Source organism: Vibrio sp. 1CM24A, assembly GCF_023161725.1.
Classification (GTDB): Bacteria; Pseudomonadota; Gammaproteobacteria; order Enterobacterales; family Vibrionaceae; genus Vibrio; species Vibrio coralliirubri.
In genome coordinates this window covers 68,824-93,592 of the sequence record NZ_JALNTS010000004.1, presented here as the reverse complement: position 1 = coordinate 93,592, position 24,769 = coordinate 68,824, and the positions used below count along the sequence as shown (strand labels likewise).

20 protein-coding genes, 1 riboswitch and 1 other annotated feature (1 of these 22 cut by a window edge) are annotated in these 24,769 nt (G+C 44.4%); of the genes, 13 read left to right on the top strand and 7 right to left on the bottom strand.

Going from position 1 to position 24,769, the window contains the following annotated elements; translation table 11 throughout:
* Positions 1-63 precede the first annotated feature (63 nt).
* From lrp to serS, 5 genes are all read left to right on the top strand, one after another.
* Positions 64-558, top strand: a complete 495-nt coding sequence (gene lrp / locus MSG38_RS10295) for a leucine-responsive transcriptional regulator Lrp (RefSeq protein ID WP_004734558.1) — start codon at positions 64-66, stop codon at positions 556-558.
* A gap of 163 nt (positions 559-721) precedes the next feature.
* Positions 722-3,892, top strand: a complete 3,171-nt coding sequence (locus MSG38_RS10290; RefSeq protein ID WP_248401763.1) for a DNA translocase FtsK 4TM domain-containing protein — start codon at positions 722-724, stop codon at positions 3,890-3,892.
* Positions 3,893-3,967: 75 nt separating this feature from the next.
* Positions 3,968-4,564: an outer membrane lipoprotein chaperone LolA gene (gene lolA / locus MSG38_RS10285; protein WP_248401761.1), complete on the top strand. Its 597-nt coding sequence runs from the start codon at positions 3,968-3,970 to the stop codon at positions 4,562-4,564.
* A 63-nt stretch (positions 4,565-4,627) separates the two neighbouring features.
* Positions 4,628-5,983 (top strand): replication-associated recombination protein A, encoded by a 1,356-nt coding sequence (locus MSG38_RS10280; RefSeq protein WP_248401760.1) that lies wholly within the window; start codon positions 4,628-4,630, stop codon positions 5,981-5,983.
* A gap of 142 nt (positions 5,984-6,125) precedes the next feature.
* Positions 6,126-7,433 (top strand): serine--tRNA ligase, encoded by a 1,308-nt coding sequence (serS, locus tag MSG38_RS10275; RefSeq protein WP_017107656.1) that lies wholly within the window; start codon positions 6,126-6,128, stop codon positions 7,431-7,433.
* 124 nt (positions 7,434-7,557) lie between these two features.
* Here the strand turns inward: serS and MSG38_RS10270 are convergent, their stop codons facing one another.
* Positions 7,558-9,204 (bottom strand): response regulator, encoded by a 1,647-nt coding sequence (locus tag MSG38_RS10270; RefSeq protein WP_248401759.1) that lies wholly within the window; start codon positions 9,202-9,204, stop codon positions 7,558-7,560.
* Positions 9,205-9,662: 458 nt separating this feature from the next.
* Positions 9,663-10,946, bottom strand: coding sequence for an adenosylmethionine--8-amino-7-oxononanoate transaminase (gene bioA / locus MSG38_RS10265; RefSeq protein WP_248401758.1), 1,284 nt, complete (start codon positions 10,944-10,946; stop codon positions 9,663-9,665).
* A gap of 159 nt (positions 10,947-11,105) precedes the next feature.
* Here bioA and bioB point away from each other — a divergent pair, with 159 nt between their 5' ends.
* Genes bioB through bioD form a run of 4 tightly spaced genes read left to right on the top strand, consistent with a single transcriptional unit; the run spans position 11,106 to position 14,840 of the window.
* The gene (bioB, locus tag MSG38_RS10260) at positions 11,106-12,158 is read left to right on the top strand and encodes a biotin synthase BioB (protein ID WP_016792500.1); all 1,053 of its coding nucleotides are present in this window, start codon (positions 11,106-11,108) and stop codon (positions 12,156-12,158) included.
* Positions 12,145-13,356: an 8-amino-7-oxononanoate synthase gene (bioF, locus tag MSG38_RS10255; protein WP_248401757.1), complete on the top strand. Its 1,212-nt coding sequence runs from the start codon at positions 12,145-12,147 to the stop codon at positions 13,354-13,356. Before bioB ends, bioF begins: the two co-directional genes overlap by 14 nt.
* The gene (bioC, locus tag MSG38_RS10250) at positions 13,357-14,160 is read left to right on the top strand and encodes a malonyl-ACP O-methyltransferase BioC (RefSeq protein ID WP_172380165.1); all 804 of its coding nucleotides are present in this window, start codon (positions 13,357-13,359) and stop codon (positions 14,158-14,160) included.
* Entirely contained in the window at positions 14,157-14,840 is a 684-nt protein-coding gene (gene bioD / locus MSG38_RS10245) for a dethiobiotin synthase (RefSeq protein ID WP_248401756.1), read from the top strand. Before bioC ends, bioD begins: the two co-directional genes overlap by 4 nt.
* A gap of 115 nt (positions 14,841-14,955) precedes the next feature.
* Here the strand turns inward: bioD and MSG38_RS10240 are convergent, their stop codons facing one another.
* The gene (locus tag MSG38_RS10240; RefSeq protein WP_017078977.1) at positions 14,956-15,123 is read right to left on the bottom strand and encodes a hypothetical protein; all 168 of its coding nucleotides are present in this window, start codon (positions 15,121-15,123) and stop codon (positions 14,956-14,958) included.
* 276 nt (positions 15,124-15,399) lie between these two features.
* Here MSG38_RS10240 and htpX point away from each other — a divergent pair, with 276 nt between their 5' ends.
* The gene (gene htpX, locus MSG38_RS10235; protein WP_048617716.1) at positions 15,400-16,263 is read left to right on the top strand and encodes a protease HtpX; all 864 of its coding nucleotides are present in this window, start codon (positions 15,400-15,402) and stop codon (positions 16,261-16,263) included.
* Between the two features lie 265 nt (positions 16,264-16,528).
* Here the strand turns inward: htpX and purB are convergent, their stop codons facing one another.
* The 3 genes from purB to mnmA form a co-directional block, all read right to left on the bottom strand.
* Positions 16,529-17,899, bottom strand: coding sequence for an adenylosuccinate lyase (gene purB / locus MSG38_RS10230; RefSeq protein WP_019822492.1), 1,371 nt, complete (start codon positions 17,897-17,899; stop codon positions 16,529-16,531).
* Positions 17,900-18,042: 143 nt separating this feature from the next.
* A complete protein-coding gene (gene hflD / locus MSG38_RS10225) occupies positions 18,043-18,660 on the bottom strand; it encodes a high frequency lysogenization protein HflD (RefSeq protein ID WP_136974657.1) in 618 nt (205 codons plus the stop codon).
* Between the two features lie 47 nt (positions 18,661-18,707).
* The gene (gene mnmA, locus MSG38_RS10220) at positions 18,708-19,844 is read right to left on the bottom strand and encodes a tRNA 2-thiouridine(34) synthase MnmA (protein ID WP_048609389.1); all 1,137 of its coding nucleotides are present in this window, start codon (positions 19,842-19,844) and stop codon (positions 18,708-18,710) included.
* A 205-nt stretch (positions 19,845-20,049) separates the two neighbouring features.
* On the opposite strand from mnmA, the gene MSG38_RS10215 reads away from it, so the two are divergent.
* Together MSG38_RS10215 and MSG38_RS10210 are read left to right on the top strand one after the other, a co-directional pair.
* Entirely contained in the window at positions 20,050-20,319 is a 270-nt protein-coding gene (locus MSG38_RS10215) for a hypothetical protein (protein WP_010439986.1), read from the top strand.
* Positions 20,320-20,421: 102 nt separating this feature from the next.
* The gene (locus MSG38_RS10210) at positions 20,422-21,726 is read left to right on the top strand and encodes an inosine/guanosine kinase (protein ID WP_017065317.1); all 1,305 of its coding nucleotides are present in this window, start codon (positions 20,422-20,424) and stop codon (positions 21,724-21,726) included.
* 194 nt (positions 21,727-21,920) lie between these two features.
* Here MSG38_RS10210 and MSG38_RS10205 read toward each other — a convergent pair whose 3' ends face one another.
* On the bottom strand, positions 21,921-22,331 hold the full coding sequence (locus MSG38_RS10205; RefSeq protein WP_017060262.1) for an H-NS family nucleoid-associated regulatory protein: 411 nt from the start codon (positions 22,329-22,331) through the stop codon (positions 21,921-21,923).
* Between the two features lie 364 nt (positions 22,332-22,695).
* Positions 22,696-22,873, top strand: a riboswitch (Lysine riboswitch).
* A 112-nt stretch (positions 22,874-22,985) separates the two neighbouring features.
* Here MSG38_RS10205 and MSG38_RS10200 point away from each other — a divergent pair.
* Entirely contained in the window at positions 22,986-24,578 is a 1,593-nt protein-coding gene (locus MSG38_RS10200; protein WP_048609390.1) for a Na+/H+ antiporter NhaC family protein, read from the top strand.
* Positions 24,579-24,768: 190 nt separating this feature from the next.
* Position 24,769 (top strand) — a sequence feature (His leader region); it runs 135 nt beyond the window's last position.

The window sequence follows — 24,769 nt, the reverse complement described above, 5'->3', positions numbered from 1 at the left end:
ATACTGAATATTAAAAAGTTGTAGTATATTTTTTTGCAAGGAAGTAATAAGGTGGAATAAAAAATGGCAGACAATTATAAGAAGCCGTCCAAGGAACTAGATCGTATTGACCGCAACATTCTTAATGAGTTGCAAAAAGACGGTCGTATCTCAAACGTTGAACTCTCAAAACGAGTAGGACTTTCTCCAACTCCATGTCTTGAACGTGTTCGTCGTTTAGAACGTCAAGGTTACATTACTGGGTACACAGCGTTGCTGAACCCACAGTACCTTGATGCTTCACTTTTAGTGTTTGTTGAAATTACGTTGAACCGTGGTGCGCCAGATGTGTTCGAACAATTCAACACCGCTGTGCAGAAGCTGGATGACATCCAAGAGTGTCATTTAGTGTCGGGTGATTTTGACTATCTTCTAAAAACACGTGTATCTGATATGGGTGCTTACCGTAAGCTACTGGGTGATACGTTACTTCGTCTACCGGGCGTAAACGACACTCGAACTTACGTAGTAATGGAAGAAGTGAAACAAACCAATCAACTTGTGATTAAAACTCGTTAGTCACAATTGGTGAAATGAAAGAAAGCGGACATTTGTTCCGCTTTCTTGCTTTCTGGAATTGGGTTTTTCTGTTTGATATGGTTAAATCAACAGTAGTTTCATTGAAACGAGCGGCTTTGGCCGCTCGAGATGTTTTTATCCCGTTTAATTATTAAGTTGGTTTATGTTCAAGCAGAGCAGTAATAAAGTAGAAACAATCATTAAAACGAGTGAAGAGCCTCAGTCTCCTCGTTTGAGTGGTTCTCAACGTCTCAAAGAGTGCAGTCTGATTCTCGGTGTTCTCTTCTCTATTCTACTTGCCGTTGCGTTATTAACTTTTAGTCCTGCAGACCCATCATGGTCGCAAACGGCGTGGGGTGGTGACATTCAAAATGCAGGTGGCTACCTAGGTGCTTGGTTGGCGGATACGCTTTTCTTCGTATTTGGTTCTTTGGCTTACCCTTTGCCTATCTTAGTGACGGTTGCAGCGTGGGTATTATTCCGCAAACGTAATGAAGACGAGCAGATCGACTTCATGCTGTGGGGCACTCGCTTACTTGGCCTGACTATCCTAATTCTGACTAGTTGTGGTCTAGCGGATATCAACTTTGACGACATCTGGTACTTCTCATCAGGTGGTGTGGTAGGTGACGTTTTAACAAGTCTTGCTCTTCCAACGTTGAATGTTCTTGGTAGTACGCTGGTTCTTCTTTTCTTATGGGGTGCTGGCTTTACTCTATTGACCGGTATTTCTTGGTTAAGTATTGTGGAATGGTTGGGTGAATGTGCCATCAAATTCTTCACGTCTGCTGTTAATAAGGCTCGTGGCCAAGATCAAGAGTTGCTTGAGCCTCAATTAAGAGAATCAGTAGACCGCGATTTAATCGAAGAACGTCATCAGCAGCATCAAGAGCCAACTTACCGCGATGTTCCTGCTATAGAAGACAACAAAGAATCAACAGAGCATGATCCACTAGATCCTGCGATGAGTTTTTCTGCGACCAATGATTCTTCGGACGTGGCGACAAATGCGCGAGACAATGCTGTATCGCCGAAGCGTCATTACAACATTCACATGCCAGTCGATGCTCCTGCGAAACAAGATGCTCCTGTTCATGAAGAACCTCAGGTTCAGCCCCAAGCGGTAATTGAACCAGAGCAACCGATCCCTGCAGCGCCTGTTTACCAAGCACCAGAAGAACCGTTAGAAGAAGGTATTGAGCGCTCTAAACAGTTGAATGCAACAATAGAGCAGCTAGAAAATGCGGCCATGTATGAAGATGACCTAGCGGAACAAGATAAGGTCGACGCGCATGATTCTCAGGTTGCCTACCAACAATACATGCAGAATGAACAGCCAGAAGTTAGCCCTGCTCATGCTGACCTTGAAAGTGCTGAACCAGAATTAGATAGCTCACCACAAGTAAATGGCGAATTTGGTGCTGAAGATGTTCAACCTGAATCTTTATACGCTTCACCTATGGGCGAGCCAGAAGCAACGGTGGAAGACGATTTCTCTGCACAACCTTCACCGTTTGATGTGACGGAAGAGCAAAGCTACCAACAGGGTTCAGATTTTGAGTCTGAACAGACTGACGCTGAATTAGCTGGCGCAGCATTAACCGAAGAACAGTTTGAACCTTTCTCTTATCAAGAAGAACATTCAGAGCCTGAACAGCCAACAGCACAAAGCCAAGAGCCAGCTGTTGATCTTCCTTGGGAAGAAGTAACGGAAGAAGAATCTGCGCATCAAGATCAAGATGTCGCCGCATTCCAAAGCATTGTTTCTGAAGCCCAAGCGAATATGGCAGCGGCTCAGAACCCGTTCTTGGTTCAACAAGATGTTAATTTACCGAAGCCTGCTGAGCCATTACCAACGCTTGAATTGTTATTCCACCCTGAAAAGCGTGAAACCTTTATTGACCGTGACGCATTAGAGGCAATTGCTCGCCTTGTGGAATCTAAGCTAGCGGATTACAAGATCAAAGCCGATGTGGTTGATATTTTCCCTGGACCAGTAATCACTCGATTCGAACTTGATCTGGCTCCGGGTGTGAAAGTAAGCCGTATTTCTGGTCTTTCTATGGACTTAGCGCGTTCACTCTCTGCATTGGCAGTACGTGTCGTAGAAGTGATTCCGGGTAAACCTTATGTTGGCTTAGAACTGCCGAACATGAGCCGCCAAACGGTATTCTTCTCAGATGTGGTTGCTAGCCCTCAGTTCCAAGAAGCAAAATCGCCAACAACAGTGGTCCTAGGACAAGACATCGCAGGTGAAGCCGTTATTGCTGACCTATCGAAAATGCCTCACGTTCTGGTTGCAGGTACAACCGGTTCTGGTAAGTCGGTAGGTGTGAACGTAATGATTCTGAGCATGCTTTACAAAGCATCACCGGAAGATGTTCGCTTCATCATGATCGACCCGAAAATGCTTGAGCTATCGGTTTATGAAGGCATCCCTCATCTATTGTCTGAAGTGGTAACCGACATGAAAGATGCGTCGAACGCCCTTCGTTGGTGTGTTGGCGAGATGGAACGACGTTATAAGCTGATGTCTGCATTAGGCGTTCGTAACATTAAAGGTTACAACGATAAGCTTAAGATGGCAGCGGAAGCGGGTCACCCAATTCACGATCCACTGTGGAAGCCGGGCGACAGCATGGACCCTGAAGCGCCATTGCTTGAGAAGCTGCCTTACATTGTGGTTATCGTTGATGAATTTGCCGACCTAATCATGGTGGTCGGTAAGAAAGTTGAAGAACTGATTGCGCGTTTGGCACAAAAAGCACGTGCGGCGGGTGTTCACTTGATCCTAGCGACTCAACGTCCATCTGTGGATGTTATTACCGGTCTTATTAAAGCGAACATTCCAACCCGTGTGGCCTTTACGGTATCAACCAAAACGGATTCACGAACTATCCTTGATCAAGGTGGTGCGGAATCACTATTGGGTATGGGTGATATGCTTTACTTGCCGCCGGGTTCTAGTCACACCACTCGTGTTCACGGTGCCTTTGCATCTGATGACGATGTACACGCAGTCGTGAATAACTGGAAAGCGCGTGGTAAGCCAAACTATATTGATGAGATCACCAACGGCGAGCAAACCCCTGAAACCTTGCTTCCGGGCGAGAAGATGGAAGGTGATGAAGAGGTCGATCCTCTGTTTGATCAAGTGGTAGAACACGTTGTTCATTCACGTCGTGGTTCAGTTTCAGGCGTACAACGTCGATTCAAGATTGGCTACAACCGTGCTGCACGTATTGTCGAGCAACTTGAAGCTCAAGGTATTGTGAGTGCTCCGGGCCATAACGGTAACCGAGAAGTCTTAGCACCAGCGCCACCAAAAGATTAGTTCCACTAGGAACTCATACCCATTAAGTCGGTCAAATCGAAAATATGACCGACTTATGTTCTAACAGGATTATTGATGAAAAAAGTATTCGCACTTTTATTTATGAGCTTCTCAGTGTTTGCTTCTCCGAAAGAAGAGTTGAGTAGCCGTTTGGCATTAAACGCAGGCTTCAGCGCTGACTTTAAACAAGTCGTGACCAGCCCTGATGGTGATGTTGTTATGGAAGGAGAGGGCACGGTAGAGATTGCACGCCCAAGCTTGTTCCGCTGGGAAACCACGTTCCCTGATGAAAACTTGTTGGTATCTGATGGCCAGAGCTTGTGGTACTACAGCCCGTTCATTGAGCAAGTGAGCATTTACTGGCAAGAGCAAGCGACATCACAAACACCTTTCGTCCTGCTTACTCGTAACCAAGAAAGCGATTGGGATAACTATAATGTGGCGCAAACGGGTAACCAATTTACGCTAACGCCAACCGCTGTCGATTCTAATCAGGGTGACTTCCAGATTAATATCACAGAAAAGGGCATTGTTCAGGGCTTTAATGTGATTGAACAAGATGGTCAAAAAGGTGAGTTTACCTTTATCAATGTTGACTTGGGTAAACCTGCAGCAGACCGCTTTACTTTTGTGGCACCGGAAGGTGTCGAGGTCGACGACCAAAGAAACTGATCTAAAAAGCAGATCGTTTGGTAGTACGTCGATAGGCATCAATGCCATCAACGAATCAAGAGATTGCAATTGAGTAATTACAGCTTAGATTTTGCGGGGGACGAAGATTTTCGTCCCCTTGCTGCTCGTATGAGACCGGAAACTGTCGAACAGTACATCGGCCAGCAGCATATATTAGGCCCAGGTAAACCACTTCGCAGAGCATTGGAAGCGGGCCATATCCACTCGATGATTTTGTGGGGGCCTCCGGGCACCGGTAAAACGACGTTAGCGGAAGTGGCAGCAAACTATGCCAATGCTGAAGTAGAACGTGTATCGGCGGTAACTTCGGGCGTAAAAGACATCCGTATTGCGATTGATAAAGCGCGTGACAACAAGCAAGCAGGGCGCAGAACTATCCTGTTTGTGGACGAAGTCCATCGCTTTAACAAAAGTCAGCAAGATGCTTTTCTGCCTCATATCGAAGATGGCACCGTGACCTTTATTGGTGCGACGACAGAAAACCCCTCTTTTGAATTGAACAACGCTTTGTTGTCACGTGCGCGTGTCTATAAACTGACGTCCCTGAATACAGATGATATTTCTCTCGTTATTCGCCAAGCGATTGAAGACAAGCAACGCGGGTTAGGTGATGTGCCTGCTGATTTTGCTGATAATGTTTTAGATCGCCTTGCAGAATTGGTTAACGGTGACGCACGTATGTCGCTTAACTACCTTGAACTGCTGTATGACATGGCAGAAGATAACGATAGAGGCGAGAAAGCGATAACCTTGCAGTTGTTGGCTGAAGTGGCTGGTGAGAAAGTCGCTCGTTTCGATAACAAGGGTGATATTTGGTACGACCTAATCTCCGCGGTTCATAAGTCAATTCGTGGATCAAACCCTGATGCGGCCTTGTACTGGTCTGCGCGAATGATTGCGGCGGGTTGTGATCCTTTGTATATCGTTAGACGCTTGCTGGCGATTGCTTCTGAAGATATCGGTAACGCTGATCCTCGTGCCATGCAGGTAGCGATGTCGGCTTGGGATTGCTTCACGCGCATTGGCCCTGCTGAAGGCGAGCGTGCGATTGCGCAGGCGGTTGTTTATCTCGCATGTGCACCAAAGAGTAACGCCGTTTACACCGCGTGGAAGCAAGCGTTAACAGATGCTCACAATCTTCCTGAATATGAAGTGCCGCATCATTTGCGAAATGCACCGACAACTTTGATGAAGGACATGGGCTACGGGCAAGAATACCGTTATGCTCATGACGAACCAGGAGCCTACGCGGCGGGTGAAAAATATCTGCCTCCTGAAATGGGAGAGAAACAATACTATTTCCCAACAAAACGAGGCTTAGAGAGCAAAATTGGCGAGAAGCTAGATTATCTGGCGGATTTGGACGCAAAAAGCCCACAAAAACGCTATGAAAAGTAGTCTTTTTTGGATATCGTTACCTAGTCATAAAATTTCAATTAAATCGTTATAAATTGGTCGAAATAGCACCAGTTTTAGGGGTTTAGCAGTGATTCAGTAGCAAACTACTGAATATTCAAATAACTAAAGCATAGGATTAGCAATGCTGGATTCTAAATTACTTCGAGCTGAGCTGGATGAAACAGCGGCAAAATTAGCACGTCGAGGCTTCACCCTTGATGTAGAGACAATTCGTGAACTTGAAGAAAAACGTAAGTCCCTTCAGATGAAAACTGAAGAGCTACAAGCGTTACGTAACTCTCGATCGAAGTCCATTGGTCAAGCGAAAGCAAAAGGCGACCATGAAGAAGCTGAGCGTATCCTTGCAGAAGTAGGCAACTTAGGCGCAGAACTAGACCAAGCTAAAGTAGCATTGGCTGATCTTCAATCTGAGCTAGAAACGATCACAATGTCTATTCCTAACCTACCTGATGCAGAAGTGCCAGATGGTAAAGATGAAGATGATAACGTAGAAGTTTCTCGTTGGGGTCAACCTAAGACTTACGACTTTGAAGTGAAAGATCACGTAGATCTTGGCGAAATGTCTGGCGGTCTTGATTTTGCTAGCGCAGTTAAAATCTCGGGTTCTCGTTTCATCGTGATGAAAGGCAAATTTGCACGTCTACACCGTGCTATTGCTCAGTTCATGCTGGACCTTCACACTGATGAGCACGGCTACACAGAAATGTACGTACCGTACCTAGTGAACCACGATAGCCTTTACGGTACTGGTCAACTTCCTAAGTTCGGCGAAGACTTGTTCCACACAAGCCCGCTAACTGAGCAAGTAAGTGACGTGCCTCTTAAGACTCTATCGCTTATCCCTACTGCGGAAGTACCGGTAACGAACATGGTTCGTGACACGATTACTGATGAAGCTGAACTGCCACTTAAGATGACAGCTCACACGCCATGTTTCCGTTCTGAAGCGGGTTCTTACGGTCGTGACACTCGTGGTCTTATCCGTATGCACCAATTCGACAAAGTTGAATTAGTACAAATCACTAAGCCAGAAGACTCAATGGCAGCGCTTGAAGAGCTAACTGGCCACGCTGAGAAAGTACTTCAACTTCTAGAGCTTCCTTACCGTAAAGTGATTCTATGTACAGGTGACATGGGCTTCGGTTCTGCGAAAACTTACGACTTAGAAGTATGGGTTCCAGCACAAGAGACTTACCGTGAGATTTCTTCTTGTTCAAACATGTGGGATTTCCAAGCGCGTCGTATGCAAGCTCGTTTCCGTCGTAAAGGCGAGAAGAAACCTGAACTTGTACACACACTAAACGGTTCTGGTCTTGCTGTTGGTCGTACTATGGTTGCTATTCTTGAGAACAACCAAGAAGCAGATGGCCGTATTGCTATCCCAACAGTACTTCAGCCATACATGGGCGGCGTAACGCACATCGGTTAATGTCAATTTAGGTTAATCAAATTTAGATTAACCTGACTTGCCAGAATATTTAAAAGGCTTTGCTGTAATGGCAAAGCCTTTTTCGTATCTGGAACTACCCAAGTAGAAGCTGTATAAAGAGAAGCTACATAAAAGAGAAGCTCGCTTTGGTTGCTTCGTCTGCTTGCTTACAAGCTAGCAACGCCTTTCGATAGTAATTTTGATAATTGTTTTTGGTCAGTTCATCAAGCGTATAAAGTTGAGTGACCACGCCATCACACTTCTGAATAATCGTTAAAACCTGTTTTGCGCCCATTGCGTCAGGCCAAATAACAGAGAGCAGTTTGACGATGTTCATGCATACGTTTTTGATCATCGGGCATCGCTTGTGAATCTCTAAATAAGCGACCAGTACCTGTTTATAATCCGATGAAGCCTGCTTAATGCTGACGTTGCTCTGTTTGAGCCATTCCATCTTTTCTGCGTTACGGCGTTTCATCTCACTACACATGGTCATTTGGCTAGAAACAACGGTTTCGTTCGCCGTTTGGATGATCAACATACCACAGCGGCTTTCTGCGACTTTAAACTCATTCTCACAACTCATTCTGTCCAGCAACCAGGTGTGATGATAGATGACCGGGAATGCATTAAAGCTATTTCTGTCGTGCAGTGCGGTCAAAATAGTGACCGCTTTTTGGTACTGCTCTGATTCCATTGCAATGTGTGCTGCGATAAGCGCCAAATCAGTTTGAAGACCTGCTCTTGCCTCTGTAGGGATCTTCGAAATCAGATGGTTTACTTGATCGAGTGTTGCTTTATTGTTGCTCTCACCAGATGCGCAATAGAGCAAAAATCGAATATGGTTGAGCTTCATATAGAGGTTATCTCGAAAGGTATCTCTATTGATCTGCACATAGTTCTGATAGTGAGCCAACGCCGCCTTGGTATCATTCACGGAGAGACACAGGTTTGCGATTGCCAGTTCCCTTTCTGAGTTACCCGGTGTGAGTTCACTTGCCAATTTAAAATGGGCAATCGCAACAGGAACTTTATTACTGATAAGGTTCACTTGAGCTGCTTGATCTCGATACAAGGTGCTGGTGGGTGCTGAATCAATCAAGCTTTCGATCATTTGTTGTGCTTCAGTGATCTGACCTAAATTCGCAAGGCTGTTTGCTAGGCCCGCTTGAGCCCAATCAAAACTGCCTTCATCAAGCGCCTTCTCATATACGTTCTTTGCTTCTTCGTAAAGCTTGAGCTTTGACAAAAAGCTTCCGCGAAATTGCTGAATTGTGGCGAAGTATTCTGGGTTAAAGGCGAGTAGCTCTTCGCAGAACTCAAGACCGGCTTTATAGTCATTTTCTCGTTCGGCCTTATAGATTTTTTGTAGCACTAGCTTCTTTTTTAATGAGCTTGTAATTCGTTGCTTTAAGGTTTCACGATTGAATGGTTTTAATAAATAATTATCTGGTCGAAGCTCTAAAATAGGGCGGATCGATAAAGCGGAATTCTCACCTGTAACTAGAATAAATATTCCATCGTCTTTCAATCTATTCGATTGTTTAAGCTCTTCAAACAGCTGCTTGCCGTTGATGGTGTTACCAAAGTTATAGTCACAGATAATCACATCAAACGTCGTCTCGCTTGTTATCGTCATAGCGATGCGAGGGGACTTAGCAATTGAAATCATTCGCTCTGAAAAGCCGACATGGATCAACATATTGCGGATGGTTGATAGCACGATCGATGAGTCATCAACGATAAGTGCATTGAGTTGGTTTAATTTCATGTTTACTTTAAATTATTTACTGACGTGAATTCCGTAGCGATTACGGGTTGCGTTGCTGTCTTGCACGATCGACAAACAGAGAACTCTGTTTCTACCAAGTTGATACAAGCTTTCGTTACTATTTATTATCTAAGTACAGTCGAATTGAATTAGCTGATTGGATTCTAGAATGAAATCGAATGAGGAAGCTCATCATAATATCCGACAAAAAATGGATTGTATTTTAAGCGGCTATTGACCCGATAGGTAACACTCTTTTGCTAATTGTTTTTATGGAGAGGATTAAATTTATTTGTGAGATTCTTCAGGGTGGAACCATAGATAAAATATCAGATTGAGATGTTTTTATTTACTGTCTGATTATTTGCCTTGTGAGTAGCCACCTTTAGCACTCTAAAGGCGGCGTTTCGGCTTATATACTTATAAATTTTCGGAATTTCTATTTGGCTTTATTTATATCAATTTGACTTGAAGCAAGCTGATTGTTGTAGAGCTTTATCAATGGCTGAAACAAGTTTCTCGATATGCGCAGGTTCGCTGATAAATGGAGGCATCATATAAATCAATTTACCAAACGGACGGATCCAAACACCTTGCTCTACAAAGTGAGCTTGGATGGTTTCCATATCGACAGGTGTGTGGGTTTCAACGACGCCAATCGCGCCCAACCAACGCACGTCTTTGACAAGATCATGCTCTCGCAACGGTGGTAGCAACTCAGAGAAAAGCTGTTCAATCTGTTGAGTCTGATTTTTCCAATGGCCTTGCTCGATGATGGATAAACTTGCCGCGCCGACTGCGCAAGCCAACGGGTTGCCCATAAAGGTTGGTCCGTGCATAAAGCAGCCCGCTTCACCGCCACATACGGTGTCAGCAACTTCTTTACTCGCAAGCGTCGCTGACAATGTCATATAGCCACCAGTTAAAGCCTTGCCTAGGCATAAGATGTCCGGTTGAACATCGGCATGCTCACAAGCGAAGAGTTTCCCTGTGCGGCCAAATCCGGTCGCAATCTCATCCAAGATCAGCAATACGTTGAATTCATCACACAATAAGCGAACTTGTTTTAGGAACTCAGGGTGGTAGATGCGCATGCCGCCAGCCCCTTGCACTATGGGCTCTAAGATCACGGCTGCAACTTCTTGATGGTGTGTTGCCAGCTTTTCTCGAAAGCTGTTGATGTCGTTCGCGTCCCATTTATCCCAAAAACCTGTCTTCGGTGAGTCTGCAAAAATGTGTTCTGGCAAAAAGCCTTTGTAGAGGCTGTGCATCGAGTTGTCTGGGTCGGTCACTGACATCGCCGCAAAGGTATCCCCGTGGTAACCATCTCTTAGTGTGAGGAACTTTGAACGAGGTTGTCCTTTAGCATGCCAATATTGTAGTGCCATTTTTAGGCTAACTTCTACGGCTACTGAACCTGAATCGGCCAAAAAAACATGCTCAAGATTACTTGGCGCGAGATTCAAAAGCTTTTTACATAAATCGATAGCGGGTTGGTGGGTGATGCCACCAAACATAACGTGTGAAACCTTATCGATTTGGTTGTGAGCTGCAGCATTTAGCTCAGGGTGATTGTAGCCGTGGATGGTTGACCACCAAGATGACATACCATCAATAATTCGTTTTCCGCCTTCTAATTCTAGGTAAACACCGTCTGCGTTGGTGACTGGATAGCAGGTCAGAGGTGTTAACGTTGATGTGTAGGGATGCCAGATATGCTGGCGATCAAAGGCGAGATCCATAGTAACTTCCATTCTTGGGGTGATTAAAAAACAACCAGATGTAAACTTTTGATATTATCAATGTGTTGACAGTCTAAAGCTTGTCGGTAGACTAGCCAAGCATAAATGCAATCTCTATTGATAGAGATGAAACATCAAATAATAAAAAAGGATCGACACGTGGAAGTTCGTCATGACTGGACAGTTGCTGAAGTAACAGCGCTGCTTGAAAAACCGTTTATGGATTTAATGTTTGAAGCTCAAGTGGTTCATAGACAGTACCAAGAGCACAACCACGTGCAGGTGAGTACGCTTCTGTCGATTAAGACCGGTGCTTGTCCTGAAGATTGTAAGTACTGTCCTCAAAGTGCTCACTACCGAACGGATGTCGACAAAGAGCGCCTAATGGAAGTAGAGCGTGTTTTAGATGCAGCGCAAAAAGCCAAGAACGCAGGCTCGACTCGTTTCTGTATGGGCGCGGCATGGAAAAACCCGAAAGAACGCGATATGCCTCACCTGACTGATATGATCAAAGGTGTGAAAGGCATGGGTCTAGAAACGTGTATGACGCTAGGTATGTTAACGCCAGATCAAGCCGGCGAGCTAGCGGATGCAGGTTTGGATTACTACAACCATAACCTTGATACGTCTCCTGAGTTTTACGGCAGCATCATCACCACTCGTACTTACCAAGATCGTTTAGATACGTTATCTCACGTGCGCGATGCCGGTATGAAGATCTGTTCTGGTGGCATTATTGGTATGGGCGAAAGTACCAATGACCGTGCAGGTTTGCTGGTAGAGCTAGCGAACCTTCCTGTACACCCTGAGAGTGTGCCGATCAATATGCTCGTAAAAGTGAAAGGCACACCGATGGAAAACGTCGATGATGTTGAATCTTTTGACTTCATTAAGTTAATTGCGATTGCTCGTATCATGATGCCAATGTCTGCGGTTCGTCTATCTGCAGGTCGCGAGAATATGAATGAACAGATGCAGGCGATGTGCTTCATGGCTGGCGCGAACTCAATCTTCTACGGTTGTAAGCTACTGACTACACCAAACCCAGATGAAGACACGGATATGCAGCTGTTTAAGAAGTTAGGTATCAACAGCCAGCAAGTGGCTCAGAAACCTGATGAAATTCAAGAAAACGAACTGTTAGATCAAGTGGTGGAGCGCGTTGCTGCTCGTCCAACGAAAGATGACATGTTCTACGATGCCACTGTTTAAATCTCGTATTAAAGATGCCCTTGTTCAACGCCGTGAACAGGGGCTAACTCGTCAACTTAAGGTGCTCGAAAACAGTAATGGTCCTTTGCTTAATTGCGAAGGCTCTCGCTTCATCAATTTTTCGAGTAATGATTACCTAGGCTTGGCGAACGACCCTGAATTGGTGGAGGCGTGGCAAGCGGGGCTTTCTCAGTATGGTGCTGGCAGTGCGGCATCACCATTGGTCACGGGTTTTAGTCCTGTTCATCGAAATTTAGAAGCTCAACTCTGTGAATGGTTGGGCTTTGAACGTGCCATTCTCTTTAGTTCTGGTTTCAGCGCCAACCAAGCCTTGTTGTTTTCTCTGCTCGAAAAAGACGACTCTCTGCTGCAAGACAAGCTTAATCACGCCTCTTTGATGGAAGCGGGGATGCTTTGTCCTGCAACCATGAAACGCTTTAAGCACAACGATACGCAACATTTAGAGTCGCTATTGAGCCGCTCTCCGCAATCGTTAGTCGTGACTGAAGGTGTGTTTAGCATGGATGGCGACCAAGCTCCTCTCGAGCGTATCTCTAGCCTGACAAATCAATACGACAGTTGGTTGGCGGTTGATGATGCCCACGGTATTGGCGTGTTAGGTGATAAAGGGGCAGGGAGTTGCAGTGCGGCACAAATCTCACCCGATATTCTAGTCGTCACTTTTGGTAAAGCATTTGGCCTGTCTGGCGCTGCAGTTTTGTGTTCGTCAGAAGTCGGTGACTATCTAACTCAGTTTGCTCGTCATCATGTTTATTCTACGGCAATGCCACCCTCACAAGCGGTAGCTTTGTCTCATGCCTGTAAGATGATTCAAACTCAAGAGTGGCGCCGAGAAAAGCTGGCGGAGTTAGGGGCTCTTTATACAGAGCAGGTGAGCGGCTTGAAAGGCTTTGTGGATACTCAGACTCCGATTAAGCCATTTGTGATAGGTGAAGCTCAGGCGGCATTATCTATAGCTGAAGAGTTAAAGCAAAACCAAGTTTGGGTGACCGCAATAAGGCCGCCAACCATACCTGCTGGAACTGCTCGATTACGAATCACGTTAACAGCTAACCATAGCCAAAAACAGGTTCTCCAATTAACCAGGTCGTTGCATCAAGCCATTGAACGAAGCATCGACTCAGGCATTAAATCTGGTATCCATCCAAGCTTTGAATCAAATAAAGAGGCTCAGTAAATGTCACAAGAAGCAGTAGTGCATAATTACGTTGGCCAAGATAAGAGTGCGATTGCCGAAGCCTTTGGTAAAGCAGCAACAACCTATGACAAACACGCTGAATTTCAGCGCGATGTTGGCCACCGCTTACTGGATAAACTACCCAGAGATCTGTCAGGTTTTAAGGTGCTGGATCTAGGTTGTGGTACTGGTTATTTCTCAGAGCAACTTGTAAAACGAGGCGCCGAAGTGGTTTGCGCTGATCTTTCTGTTGGAATGCTAGCAACAGCAGAGAAGCGGTGTGGTGCATCTGTCTCTTTATATCAACAAGCCGATGCCGAACAATTGCCGTTTGAAGATGGTTGTTTTGACATCGTTTTCTCTAGCCTTGCGTTGCAATGGTGTGACGATTTGTCGTCGCCTTTGAGAGAGATGAAGCGTGTTACAGCAGTTGGTGGGCGTGTTATTTTCTCAACTTTGCTTGATGGGTCACTGTTTGAGTTGAAAAAGTCATGGTCCAAAATTGACGCACATCAACACGTTAACCATTTTATTACAATCAATCAGGTAAAAATTGCGTTAGCGCAATCTAGCTGTACGGTTCATCAACTAGACTTGCCCACCATCACCGTTTGGTACGACACTGCGTTTGAACTGATGCGCGACCTTAAAGGCATCGGCGCTAATCACGTAAGTGGTCGCTCACAGGGTTTAACAAGTCGCAGCATGTTGCAGCTTGTTGAACGGGAATATCGAGAGTTTAAAAACCATCAAGGTTTCTTGCCAGCAACATATCAAGTTTGTTTAGGGGTTATTCAATTATGATTGATGCATTATTTATTGCAGGTACGGATACCGAAGTGGGAAAAACTGTGGTTTCAAAAGCGATTCTTCAAGCTTTGGCCGCACAAGATTTATCGACAATTGGTTATAAGCCAGTTGCTGCAGGGTGTGAGAAATACCCTGAAGGTTTACGTAATAGTGATGCTCTGCATCTTCAAGAAGCGGCGACGCAAGATATTGCTTACGAAGACGTAAACCCGTATGCACTATTGTTACCGTCATCGCCTCACATCGCTGCAAAGCATGACGGTGTGGTGATTGATGAAGCCGTATTATCTGCAAAGCTGAAAGAGCATAAGCAAAACTCTGACATCGTGTTAGTTGAAGGTGCTGGTGGTTGGCGTGTACCGGTTTCAGATGATGAATATCTGTCTAGCTGGGTTAAAAAAGAGCAGCTGCCAGTAGTACTTACTGTGGGTATTAAACTTGGTTGTTTGAGCCACGCTCTATTAACGGCAGAAGCGATTCGTACTGACGGCCTAAACCTAGTTGGTTGGGTCGCAAACCGTATCAATCCAGGTACTGAGCACTACGCAGATATTATTGCGATGCTTGAAGATAAGCTAGGTGCGCCAAAATTAGGTGAAATCCCTTACGTACCAAAAGCGAAGTCTAAGAACATTGGTAAGTACATTGATGTGCAGCCTTTGCTTGCGCTTTAATTATCTCGTTAAGTACTAAATAAGAAAAGGGCTGCGATTGCAGCCCTTTTGCTATTTTAAGCCTTTAGACCTTGAGTTGATAAACAACCGGTCTTTTAATAAACAAGCTTAGAGGTTAATGTTCTTTCGTCAGTCCCATTAAAGCTTGCTGAGTTTCTGTGATTTTTGTCTGTGCCGTTTGCGGTGTTAGGATTCCAATCTGCTTTTTCGCTTCTTCTTCAGTAATCCCTAGGTGACAGCACAGTAAATCGATAGCCATTTGAGTGTTAGTACCTTCAACCATGATCCTTCCCTTTTTGTACATGGACTAGCCAATAAATCATTTGAAGTCACTGTAAACGGATTGTTATATCGACACCATACGACTTAGGTCTAATAGAGTGGATTTAATTCGGATATGGTCTCGTAATCAAATGTTGCAATTTAATGCTTAACCTTGTTTTCTTAATCTAAGACTATATGTATAAGTAAGTATAAGTCTCAAGGTTGGAATCTATTGCTGTCTGCCTTGTCTATAACAATAAGTTTTATAAAAACAGCTTTCATGCGGAGATAAGTAATGAAGCGAGTAATGTTGTTCCTTGCAACCAACCTAGCGGTTGTATTGGTACTAAGTGTTGTTCTTAATATTGTATACGCAGTTACAGGTATGCAACCCGGTAGCCTCTCAGGCTTATTGGTGATGGCTGCGGTATTTGGTTTTGGCGGCTCATTCATTTCATTAATGATGTCGAAGAAAATGGCGCTACGCTCTGTAGGCGGCATGGTCATTGAAAGCCCACGTAACGAAACAGAACATTGGTTGATGGAGACGGTAAGCCGTCAATCTCAACAAGTTGGTATTGGTATGCCAACAGTGGCGATCTACGATTCGCCAGACATCAACGCATTTGCAACGGGCGCTAAGCGTGATGATTCATTGGTCGCAGTATCAACGGGTCTTCTGCACAGTATGACGCGTGACGAAGCTGAAGCGGTATTAGCTCACGAAGTTAGCCACATCGCGAATGGTGACATGGTGACTATGACCCTAATGCAAGGTGTTGTGAACACGTTCGTTATCTTCCTATCTCGTTTCATCGCCAACATTGTTGCGTCGAATGACAACGAAGAAGAGGGTGGCAGCAACATGATGGTCTACTTCGGTGTGTCTATGGTGCTGGAACTGGTATTTGGTTTCCTAGCGAGCTTCATTACCATGTGGTACAGCCGTCATCGTGAGTTCCATGCTGATGCAGGTGCAGCGCACTTGGTAGGTAAAGAGAAGATGATTGCAGCGCTAGAGCGTCTAAAGGTGAGTCACGAGCCACAACTAGAAGGTTCTATGATGGCGTTTGGTATCAACGGTAAGAAGTCTCTAACAGAGCTTCTAATGAGCCACCCGCCGCTAGATAAGCGTATTGCTTCTCTACGTAACATGTAATTTCTAATACAAGCTGCTGTCGTTAAGCGGTAATATGCATTCTAAAGGCTTCCTTCGGGTAGCCTTTTTTGTACTTGCTGCTTAAGAAAAGAAACGGGTGTTTGTCTAATGCGGTTTGCAGTATTTAAATGCGGTAGGCTAATTGGAGAAGTCAGGCTTGATTGACGACTGTTGTTTTATTTAGGGACTACTGTTCGATACATTTGTTTTACGCAACAAAAAGGCTTCCACGTGGGAAGCCTTTGTTTATTCGTTTGTTCGAATCTTACAGCTTGTCAGTCAGCTCGATTGCTTGACCGATGTAGTTCGCTGGTGTCATCTCTTTCAGGCGAACTTTCTCGTCTGCAGGGATTTCAAGACCGTCGATGAATGCACGCATGCCTTCGCCATCTACACGCTTACCACGAGTTAGCTCTTTTAGCTTCTCGTATGGCTTCTCGATACCGTAACGACGCATTACTGTTTGTACTGGTTCCGCCAGTACTTCCCAGTTCTTGTCCAGTTCAGCAAGTAGCGCTTCACGGTTAACTTCTAGCTTGCTAATACCTTTCAGAGTTGAAGTGTATGCAATGATAGCGTAGCCAACACCAACACCTAGGTTACGAAGAACCGTAGAGTCAGTTAGGTCACGTTGCCAGCGAGAAACTGGAAGTTTTTGTGCAAGGTGGCTAAATACTGCGTTAGCTAGACCAAGGTTGCCTTCAGAGTTTTCGAAGTCAATTGGGTTAACTTTATGCGGCATTGTAGAAGAACCGATTTCGCCAGCAATAGTCTTCTGCTTGAAGTGACCAAGAGCGATATAGCCCCAAACGTCACGGTCGAAGTCTAGAAGGATCGTGTTGAAACGAGCAACAGCGTCGAATAGCTCAGCGATGTAATCGTGAGGTTCGATTTGAGTTGTGTACGGGTTCCAAGTTACGCCAAGAGATTCAGTAATGAACTCTTCGCTGAATTGGTGCCATTCAACTTCAGGGTATGCAGAAAGGTGAGCGTTGTAGTTACCTACAGCACCGTTGATTTTCGCTAGGATCTCAACGCTTTCGATTTGCTTGAATTGACGCTCCATACGGTACGCAACGTTAGCCATCTCTTTACCCATAGTAGAAGGAGAAGCTGGCTGACCGTGTGTACGAGAAAGAAGAGGAATATCACGGTACTCGTTCGCAAGAGCTTTGATAGCATCAATTACGTTACGAATTTCTGGAAGAATCACTGTATCACGAGCTTCTTTAAGCATAAGCGCGTGAGATGTGTTGTTGATGTCTTCAGAAGTACATGCAAAGTGAATGAATTCGTTAACTGCGTGAAGCTCAGGAACGCCAGCAACTTTCTCTTTCAAGAAGTATTCAACTGCTTTAACGTCGTGGTTTGTCGTGCGCTCAATCTCTTTGATACGCAGAGCGTCTTCTTCGCTGAAGTTAGCGGCTAGTTCATCAAGAAACTGGTTAGCTTCTGCACTGAACGCTGGTACTTCTTTGATTGCATCAGTTGCTGCAAGCTTTTGTAACCAACGAATTTCAACGATAGAGCGGTACTTTAGTAGTCCAAACTCACTAAAGATGCTGCGTAATGCAATAGTCTTACTTCCGTAACGGCCGTCTACTGGTGAAACAGCAGTCAATGCTGACAGTTCCATGGTGTTCTCCTGAATTGAGTTTTCTAAATTTTGAGAGGTTTATACCAGTAACAATCTCAATTGTCACGCACATTGCGCAATCGTTTGCGTGAGAGTTGTGTTGATACAAAAAACAAGCTCGCGACGAGGCGCGAGCTAATAAATTACATTCGAGCTAGTAGGATTTGAGCCTGCTCGATCATCTTCTTGCGACCGAAGATAAGATGGCGGCGTTTACCACCAACCTGACGCCAAAGAACAGCGCTTCGAATCCCTGATAAAAGCAGTGCACGAACTTTATGTTGGCTCGATGTCTGTTGAAGTACAGATGGTGTACCAGAAACCTGAATACGAGGGCCAATAGGGCTCACAACATCAAGGTAGATGCTTGCTAGGTTGCTGATCATTTGCTCGTCAAACAGATCAAAGTGTTCAGTTTGGCGTTCTGCAGTTTGAATGCGATCGCCAAGCTGAGACATAGAGTCGTTACGAGAAGATAGCTTACGCTCAAGCGCCATCAAGCTGATGATGTAGCGAGTAATATCACTACCAGCTGGAGTACTATCGATACCTTTTACTAAGCACTCAAGGCCAAGTTTTAGGTTCGCTTCACGTCCAAATACGCCCACGGTGTTCGCCGGGTTGGTATTTAAAATAGCATTGAGTGAGGCTTCGAAGGCATCTTTATCACAATGTCCGTCTTTCGCTACTTGTTGAACCAAAGCCACAGCTTGGCAAATTCCGGCGAAAGCAATAGTACGGTCATAAAGTGTATTAGCCACGTAGTAACTCCTAGTTGTCTTCTATCGTTTGTTGTTCGTCGATTTGATTAGATGCGCTTTTCGATGATACCACCACCAAGACAAACGTCGTCTAGGTAGAACACTGCCGATTGACCAGGGGTCACAGCAATCTGTGGCTCATCAAAAATAACCTTAATGTTCTCATCATCAATTGGGATGATTGTACAAGGAATATCGGTTTGACGGTAACGTGTTTTTACCGTGCATGTCATAACTTCAGTAATTGGTGTGCGATTTACCCAGTGAAGCTGAGAAGCGATCAAACCTTCTGATTTTAGAAGAGGGTGATCTTTACCTTGTACTGCGATCAGAACATTACGCTTCAGATCTTTTTCACCAACGAACCATGGTTCTTCGTTACCGCCACCACCTTTAGTGCCGCCAATATGAAGGCCTTTACGCTGACCTAGCGTGTGGTACATCAAACCTTGGTGTTGACCAATCACTTGGCCTTCAGGTGTTTCAATATTACCCGGTTGTGCTGGTAGGTATTTGCCTAGGAACTCAGTGAACTTGCGCTCACCGATAAAGCAGATGCCTGTTGAATCTTTCTTCTTCGCTGTGATCAAGTCTTGCTCTTCAGCAATACGTCGCACTTCTGGCTTCTCTAATTCACCGACAGGGAATAGGCTGCGTGCCACTTGATCTGAGCTTAGCGTGTATAGGAAATAGCTTTGGTCTTTGTTGCTGTCTAGACCGCGTAGCATTTCTGGTTTTACGCCAGCATCAAGCTCTTCTTGAGTTGGGAAAGTACGACGAACGTAGTGACCCATCGCAATGTAGTCTGCGTCTAGCACTTCATCCGCAAACTCTAAGAATGCTTTAAATTTGATTTCTTTGTTGCAAAGGATATCTGGGTTAGGTGTACGACCTGCCTTGTACTCTTCAAGGAAGTATTCGAATACGTTGTCCCAGTATTCTGCAGCAAAGTTGATAGTGTGAAGGTGGATACCTAGTTTGTCACATACCGCTTGAGCATCAGCAAGATCTTCAGCTGCCGTGCAGTATTCTTCGTTATCGTCTTCTTCCCAGTTTTTCATGAAAAGGCCTTCTACCTGATAGCCTTGTTGCTGAAGAAGATACGCCGATACTGACGAATCTACACCGCCGGACATACCGACAATTACTTTCTTTTCGCTGTTTCCAGAGCTGATATCTGACATGTCTAAACACCGTTACTATTACTTGGTCGCAGATTCTAACAGAAAGAGAAACGCCGTGACAGATCCGAGACCGGAATCACAGTTTCATTTGCACAAATAGTGCGCTGACTTTGTTAGAGAATCGCATGAGAGCGAGGTGAGTCGCTAGGATGTCAGAAGTATATGTGGCATAGTCGCTCGAAATCCAAGACCTGAGATAAAAAAAATGTCTGAACAAAACGAATTTATGCAAGAAGAAGAGCTGATTGAGATTATCGAGAACCAGCTTGAAGATGGCGAACCAGTGAAAGTGAAAGAGACGTTGATGCGTTTAATGATGACTGGCACTCCACGTGAAGAAGCAATTGCGGCTATGGCATGTGCACTGGCAATTGAAGTATTTGATGTTATGAAAAACGGCGCGGAGTTTAATCAAAAGCGTTACGCAGAGCATTTGGGCATGCTGCCTGATTTAAGCTTTATGGAAGGCGAATAAAAAAAACCTTCAGCAAACGTTTGCTATAGTTTGAAAGATTGCCGCGTTAAATATAGCGCGGTAGAATCCGCCACCTATTTCCCCTTGACTTAGACTAGCCCTATGAAATTCCCTGGACAACGTAAATCAAAGCACTACTTTCCGGTTCACGCTCGTGATCCTCTAGTGAGCCAAGCTCAAAGCAGTAAAAGAATGTCACGCACTCATATTATCGGTATTGACCAAACATTGGTGGATATTGAAGCAAAGGTGAGTTCTGAACTTATTGAGAAGTATGGTTTGAGCAAGGGACATTCACTGGTTATTGGCGACGCAGCCGCTGAATCTTTATATCAAGAATTAAAAGAGCAGTGCCTGATTACCAATGAATACGCTGGTGGCACAATTGGTAACACATTACACAACTATTCAGTGCTAGCGGATGACCGTTCTACACTGTTAGGTGTAATGAGCCAAGATATTAAGATTGGTAGCTACGGTTACCGCTATTTATGTAATACATCAAGCAGAATGGATCTGAACCATTTACAAGGGGTAGATGGCGCAATTGGTCGCTGCTTTGCATTAATTACAGAAGACGGTGAACGTACTTTCGCAATTAGCGAAGGACAAATGAACCAATTAAAACCAGAAAGCATTCCTGAAAAAATCTTCAAAAGTGCTTCTGCTTTAGTTTTAACCGCTTATTTAGTTCGTTGTAAGCCAGGCGACCCGATGCCTGAAGCAACAATGAAAGCGATCGAATACGCGAAGAAATACGATGTGCCAGTCGTTCTTACACTGGGTACTAAGTTCGTTATTCAAGATGATCCAGAATTCTGGAAAGACTTCCTTGAGCAACACGTAACGGTTGTTGCAATGAATGAAGACGAAGCTGAAGCATTAACGGGTGAAAGCGATCCACTGGCTGCATCAGATAAAGCGCTAGAGTGGGTAGACCTTGTTCTATGTACTGCGGGACCTGTTGGCCTATTTATGGCTGGTTATACAGAAGATGCAGCTAAGCGTGAAACGTCACTGCCTTTACTTCCAGGTTCAATTGCTGAATTCAACCGTTTTGAATTTAGCCGTCCTGCGCATAAAGATTTATGTGAAAACCCAACTAAAGTGTATTCGCACATTGCACCATACATGGGTGGTCCAGAAAAGATCAAAAACACTAACGGTGCAGGTGATGCTGCGTTATCAGCTTTATTACATGATATGGCTGCTAATAAGTACCACAAAGAAAACGTGCCAAACTCAAGTAAGCACCAACATTCATTCTTGACGTACTCTTCGTTTTCACAAGTTTGTAAATATTCTAACCGTGCTAGCTATGAAGTGTTGGTTCAACACTCTCCACGTTTATCTCGTGGCCTTCCTGAAAGAGAAGATAGCCTAGAAGAAGCGTACTGGGAAAGATAAGTTACTTTCTTTAATCAGTAGTACTATCAGTATCAGTTGGTTTCTAATACTGATAGTACAAATATAAAAAAGGCTCCGAAAGGAGCCTTTTTTGTTTCTGAATATATTGAAGTCGTAAATAATACTTTGGTCGACTTAAATATTAATTCTATTGCTTAGCGTGTAATTGATTACTCACTAAGTAAACTAAATGTTTAGATAGCAAATTCTTCTAGAGATTTACCAGCATCTAGCTGTTCTTGGATAGCTGAAGGCGTACGGCCTTGACCTGTCCAAGTCTTCTCGTCGCCGTTTGCGTCTACGTATTTGTATTTCGCTGGGCGAGGAGCGCGTTTAGCTTTTGTTGTTTTAGATTTTGCTTCACCAGAAAGTGCAGCAATAAGATCGGCAACATCAATTCCGTCTTTTGCAATTTGTTCAGCAATAGCAGAAAGCTTAGCTTCTTGCTCTGCTTTAGCAGCACGTTCTTCAGCTTCAGACTCTTGACGCTCTTGTACAACAATAGTCAGCTTGTCTAGCGCTTCTTCAAGTTGCTCAAGAGTTAATTCACGTGAGAACGCACGAAGGCTGCGGATATTTAATAGAGTTTTTGTTAATTCAGACATGATATTTTCCATCAAGGTAAACTAAATAATCTTCCTAATAATAAACAGAGCCTAGGAATAAAACAAATAGTATTTCTTCTATTACATATTTAAATATAAAAGTGAGATGAATAGTTGAAAATTCAGAGCCGTATTTCTATCGAATTTATAATAATTATTAAGATTATCTTAAAAACTGATATGTGACTGGTGGAGTAGTTAACTTATGTAGACTATTCTCTTATTGATTAGTTCATTAGCAAAAAGCTATTTTTCTCGGAATGATATGTTGCATTGTTGCTCTTGATGAGTACAATTGCGGCTACCTGATGCGAGGTGTTGGTTAATTTGTTGTTAAACTCTGGTTTACACGGTTAATAATGTTATCGCACGTAGAGGTGCAATTATAAAAAGTAACTTCCGTTGGGGTGATGCCAATGAACGGGAATGAAAGGTGTAATTGCCGAAGTAAATTGTATATCTAAGCAATTTGCTGGGGTTGTGCTCAATAGGTACAACACTGCCATAGTCTTAATTTTAAACTATGGAGCGCTACTGTAGGGTTGGGTGAAGTGTTCACTTCCCTTTCGCTTAGTTCAACATGAGCTTGGTCAGCCGTATCAAGTTTGTCTGCAGTAGATCTCTAGCCAAATAAAAAACTGGTTTTTGAAGATCATGAATTTAATAGATTTTGCAACATCACCTTTATCTTTGCTTCCGCCCCTTGTGGCTTTGAGCCTTGCTATTGTTACCCGCCGTGTATTGGTTTCTTTGGGTGTCGGTATCATCATGGGTGCGATTCTACTTGCTGACTACTCAGTAGGTAACGCAGCTAGTTACGTGTTTACCAAAGCATCTGGTGTTTTCATCGAAGATGGCGGCATCAACACTTGGAACATGAGCATCATTGCATTCCTAATTATTCTTGGAATGACAACGGCATTATTAACACTGTCTGGCGGTACTCGCGCATTCGCGGAGTGGGCACAGTCTCGCGTTAAGAGCAAACGTGGTTCAAAACTACTTGCTGCTTTTTTAGGTGTATTCATCTTTGTTGATGACTACTTTAACAGCCTAGCGGTTGGTGCTATCTCTCGTCCTGTAACAGACCGCTTCTATGTATCTCGCGCTAAGCTAGCTTATATCCTAGATTCAACGGCTGCTCCTATGTGTGTGATCATGCCTGCTTCTAGCTGGGGTGCTTACATCATCACTATCATTGGTGGCATCTTAGTGACACACGGTGTGACAGAGTATTCTGCACTGGGTGCATACGTTCGTCTTATCCCAATGAACTTCTACGCTGTATTCGCACTATTAATGGTGTTTGCAGTGGCATGGTTCGGTCTAGACGTTGGTAAGATGCGTGAGCATGAGATCGAAGCATCTCAAGGCCGTGGCTTTGAAGGCGATAACGACCAGAAGCAAGCGCACGATCTAAACGAAGAGCTAGACATCGAAGAGAGCGAAAACGGTTCAGTGTCTGATCTGGTTATGCCAATCGTATCGCTAATCGTAGCAACGGTTGCCGCGATGCTTTACACCGGTGGCCAAGCGCTTACTGCTGATGGTCAAGCATTTAATCTTCTAGGTGCGTTTGAAAACACGGATGTAGGCAAGTCACTTGTTTACGGTGGCGTTATCGGCTTAATCGTAGCTCTAGCAACTGTATTCAAACAGAAGCTGTCTATGGCAGACATCGCAAGAACGATGTGGATCGGTGCAAGCTCTATGTTTGGCGCTATCCTAATTCTTGTGTTCGCTTGGACTATCGGTTCTGTAATCGGCGACATGAAAACAGGTTCTTACCTATCGTCTCTAGTAACGGGCAGCATTGATTACCACTGGCTACCAGTTATCTTGTTCCTTCTAGCTGGCATTATGGCTTTCTCGACAGGTACATCTTGGGGTACGTTCGGTATCATGCTACCTATCGCGGGCGACATGGCTGCGGCATCTGACATCGCGCTAATTCTGCCGATGCTAAGTGCGGTTCTAGCGGGGGCTGTATTTGGTGACCACTGTTCTCCAATCTCAGACACAACGATTTTGTCTTCTACAGGTGCTCGTTGTAACCACATTGACCACGTATCGACTCAGCTTCCATACGCGCTGTCTGTGGCGTTCGTATCGTGCATTGGTTTCATTACCTTAGGTATGACATCTTCAATTGGCATCGCATTTGGCGCAGCGTCTCTAACGTTTGTTGCTGTATGTTTTGCATTGGCTTACTTCTCTCGCTGCAAAATGGCGACGTGCAAAAGCTAAAACTGAAAGCTAATCAGTAAACTATCAGGGAGGCATTAGCCTCCCTTTTTTGTGCTTGTTAATTTAATTTTAAGTTTCGTGAAAAAAGTTCGAATAAATGGTTGAAAAAGGATCTCAGCTTAGTTAGTGTGGAGATAAGAAAGCAAACAACTGAAGAGCTTATAAGTATGCGTAAATTAGTAATGAACATT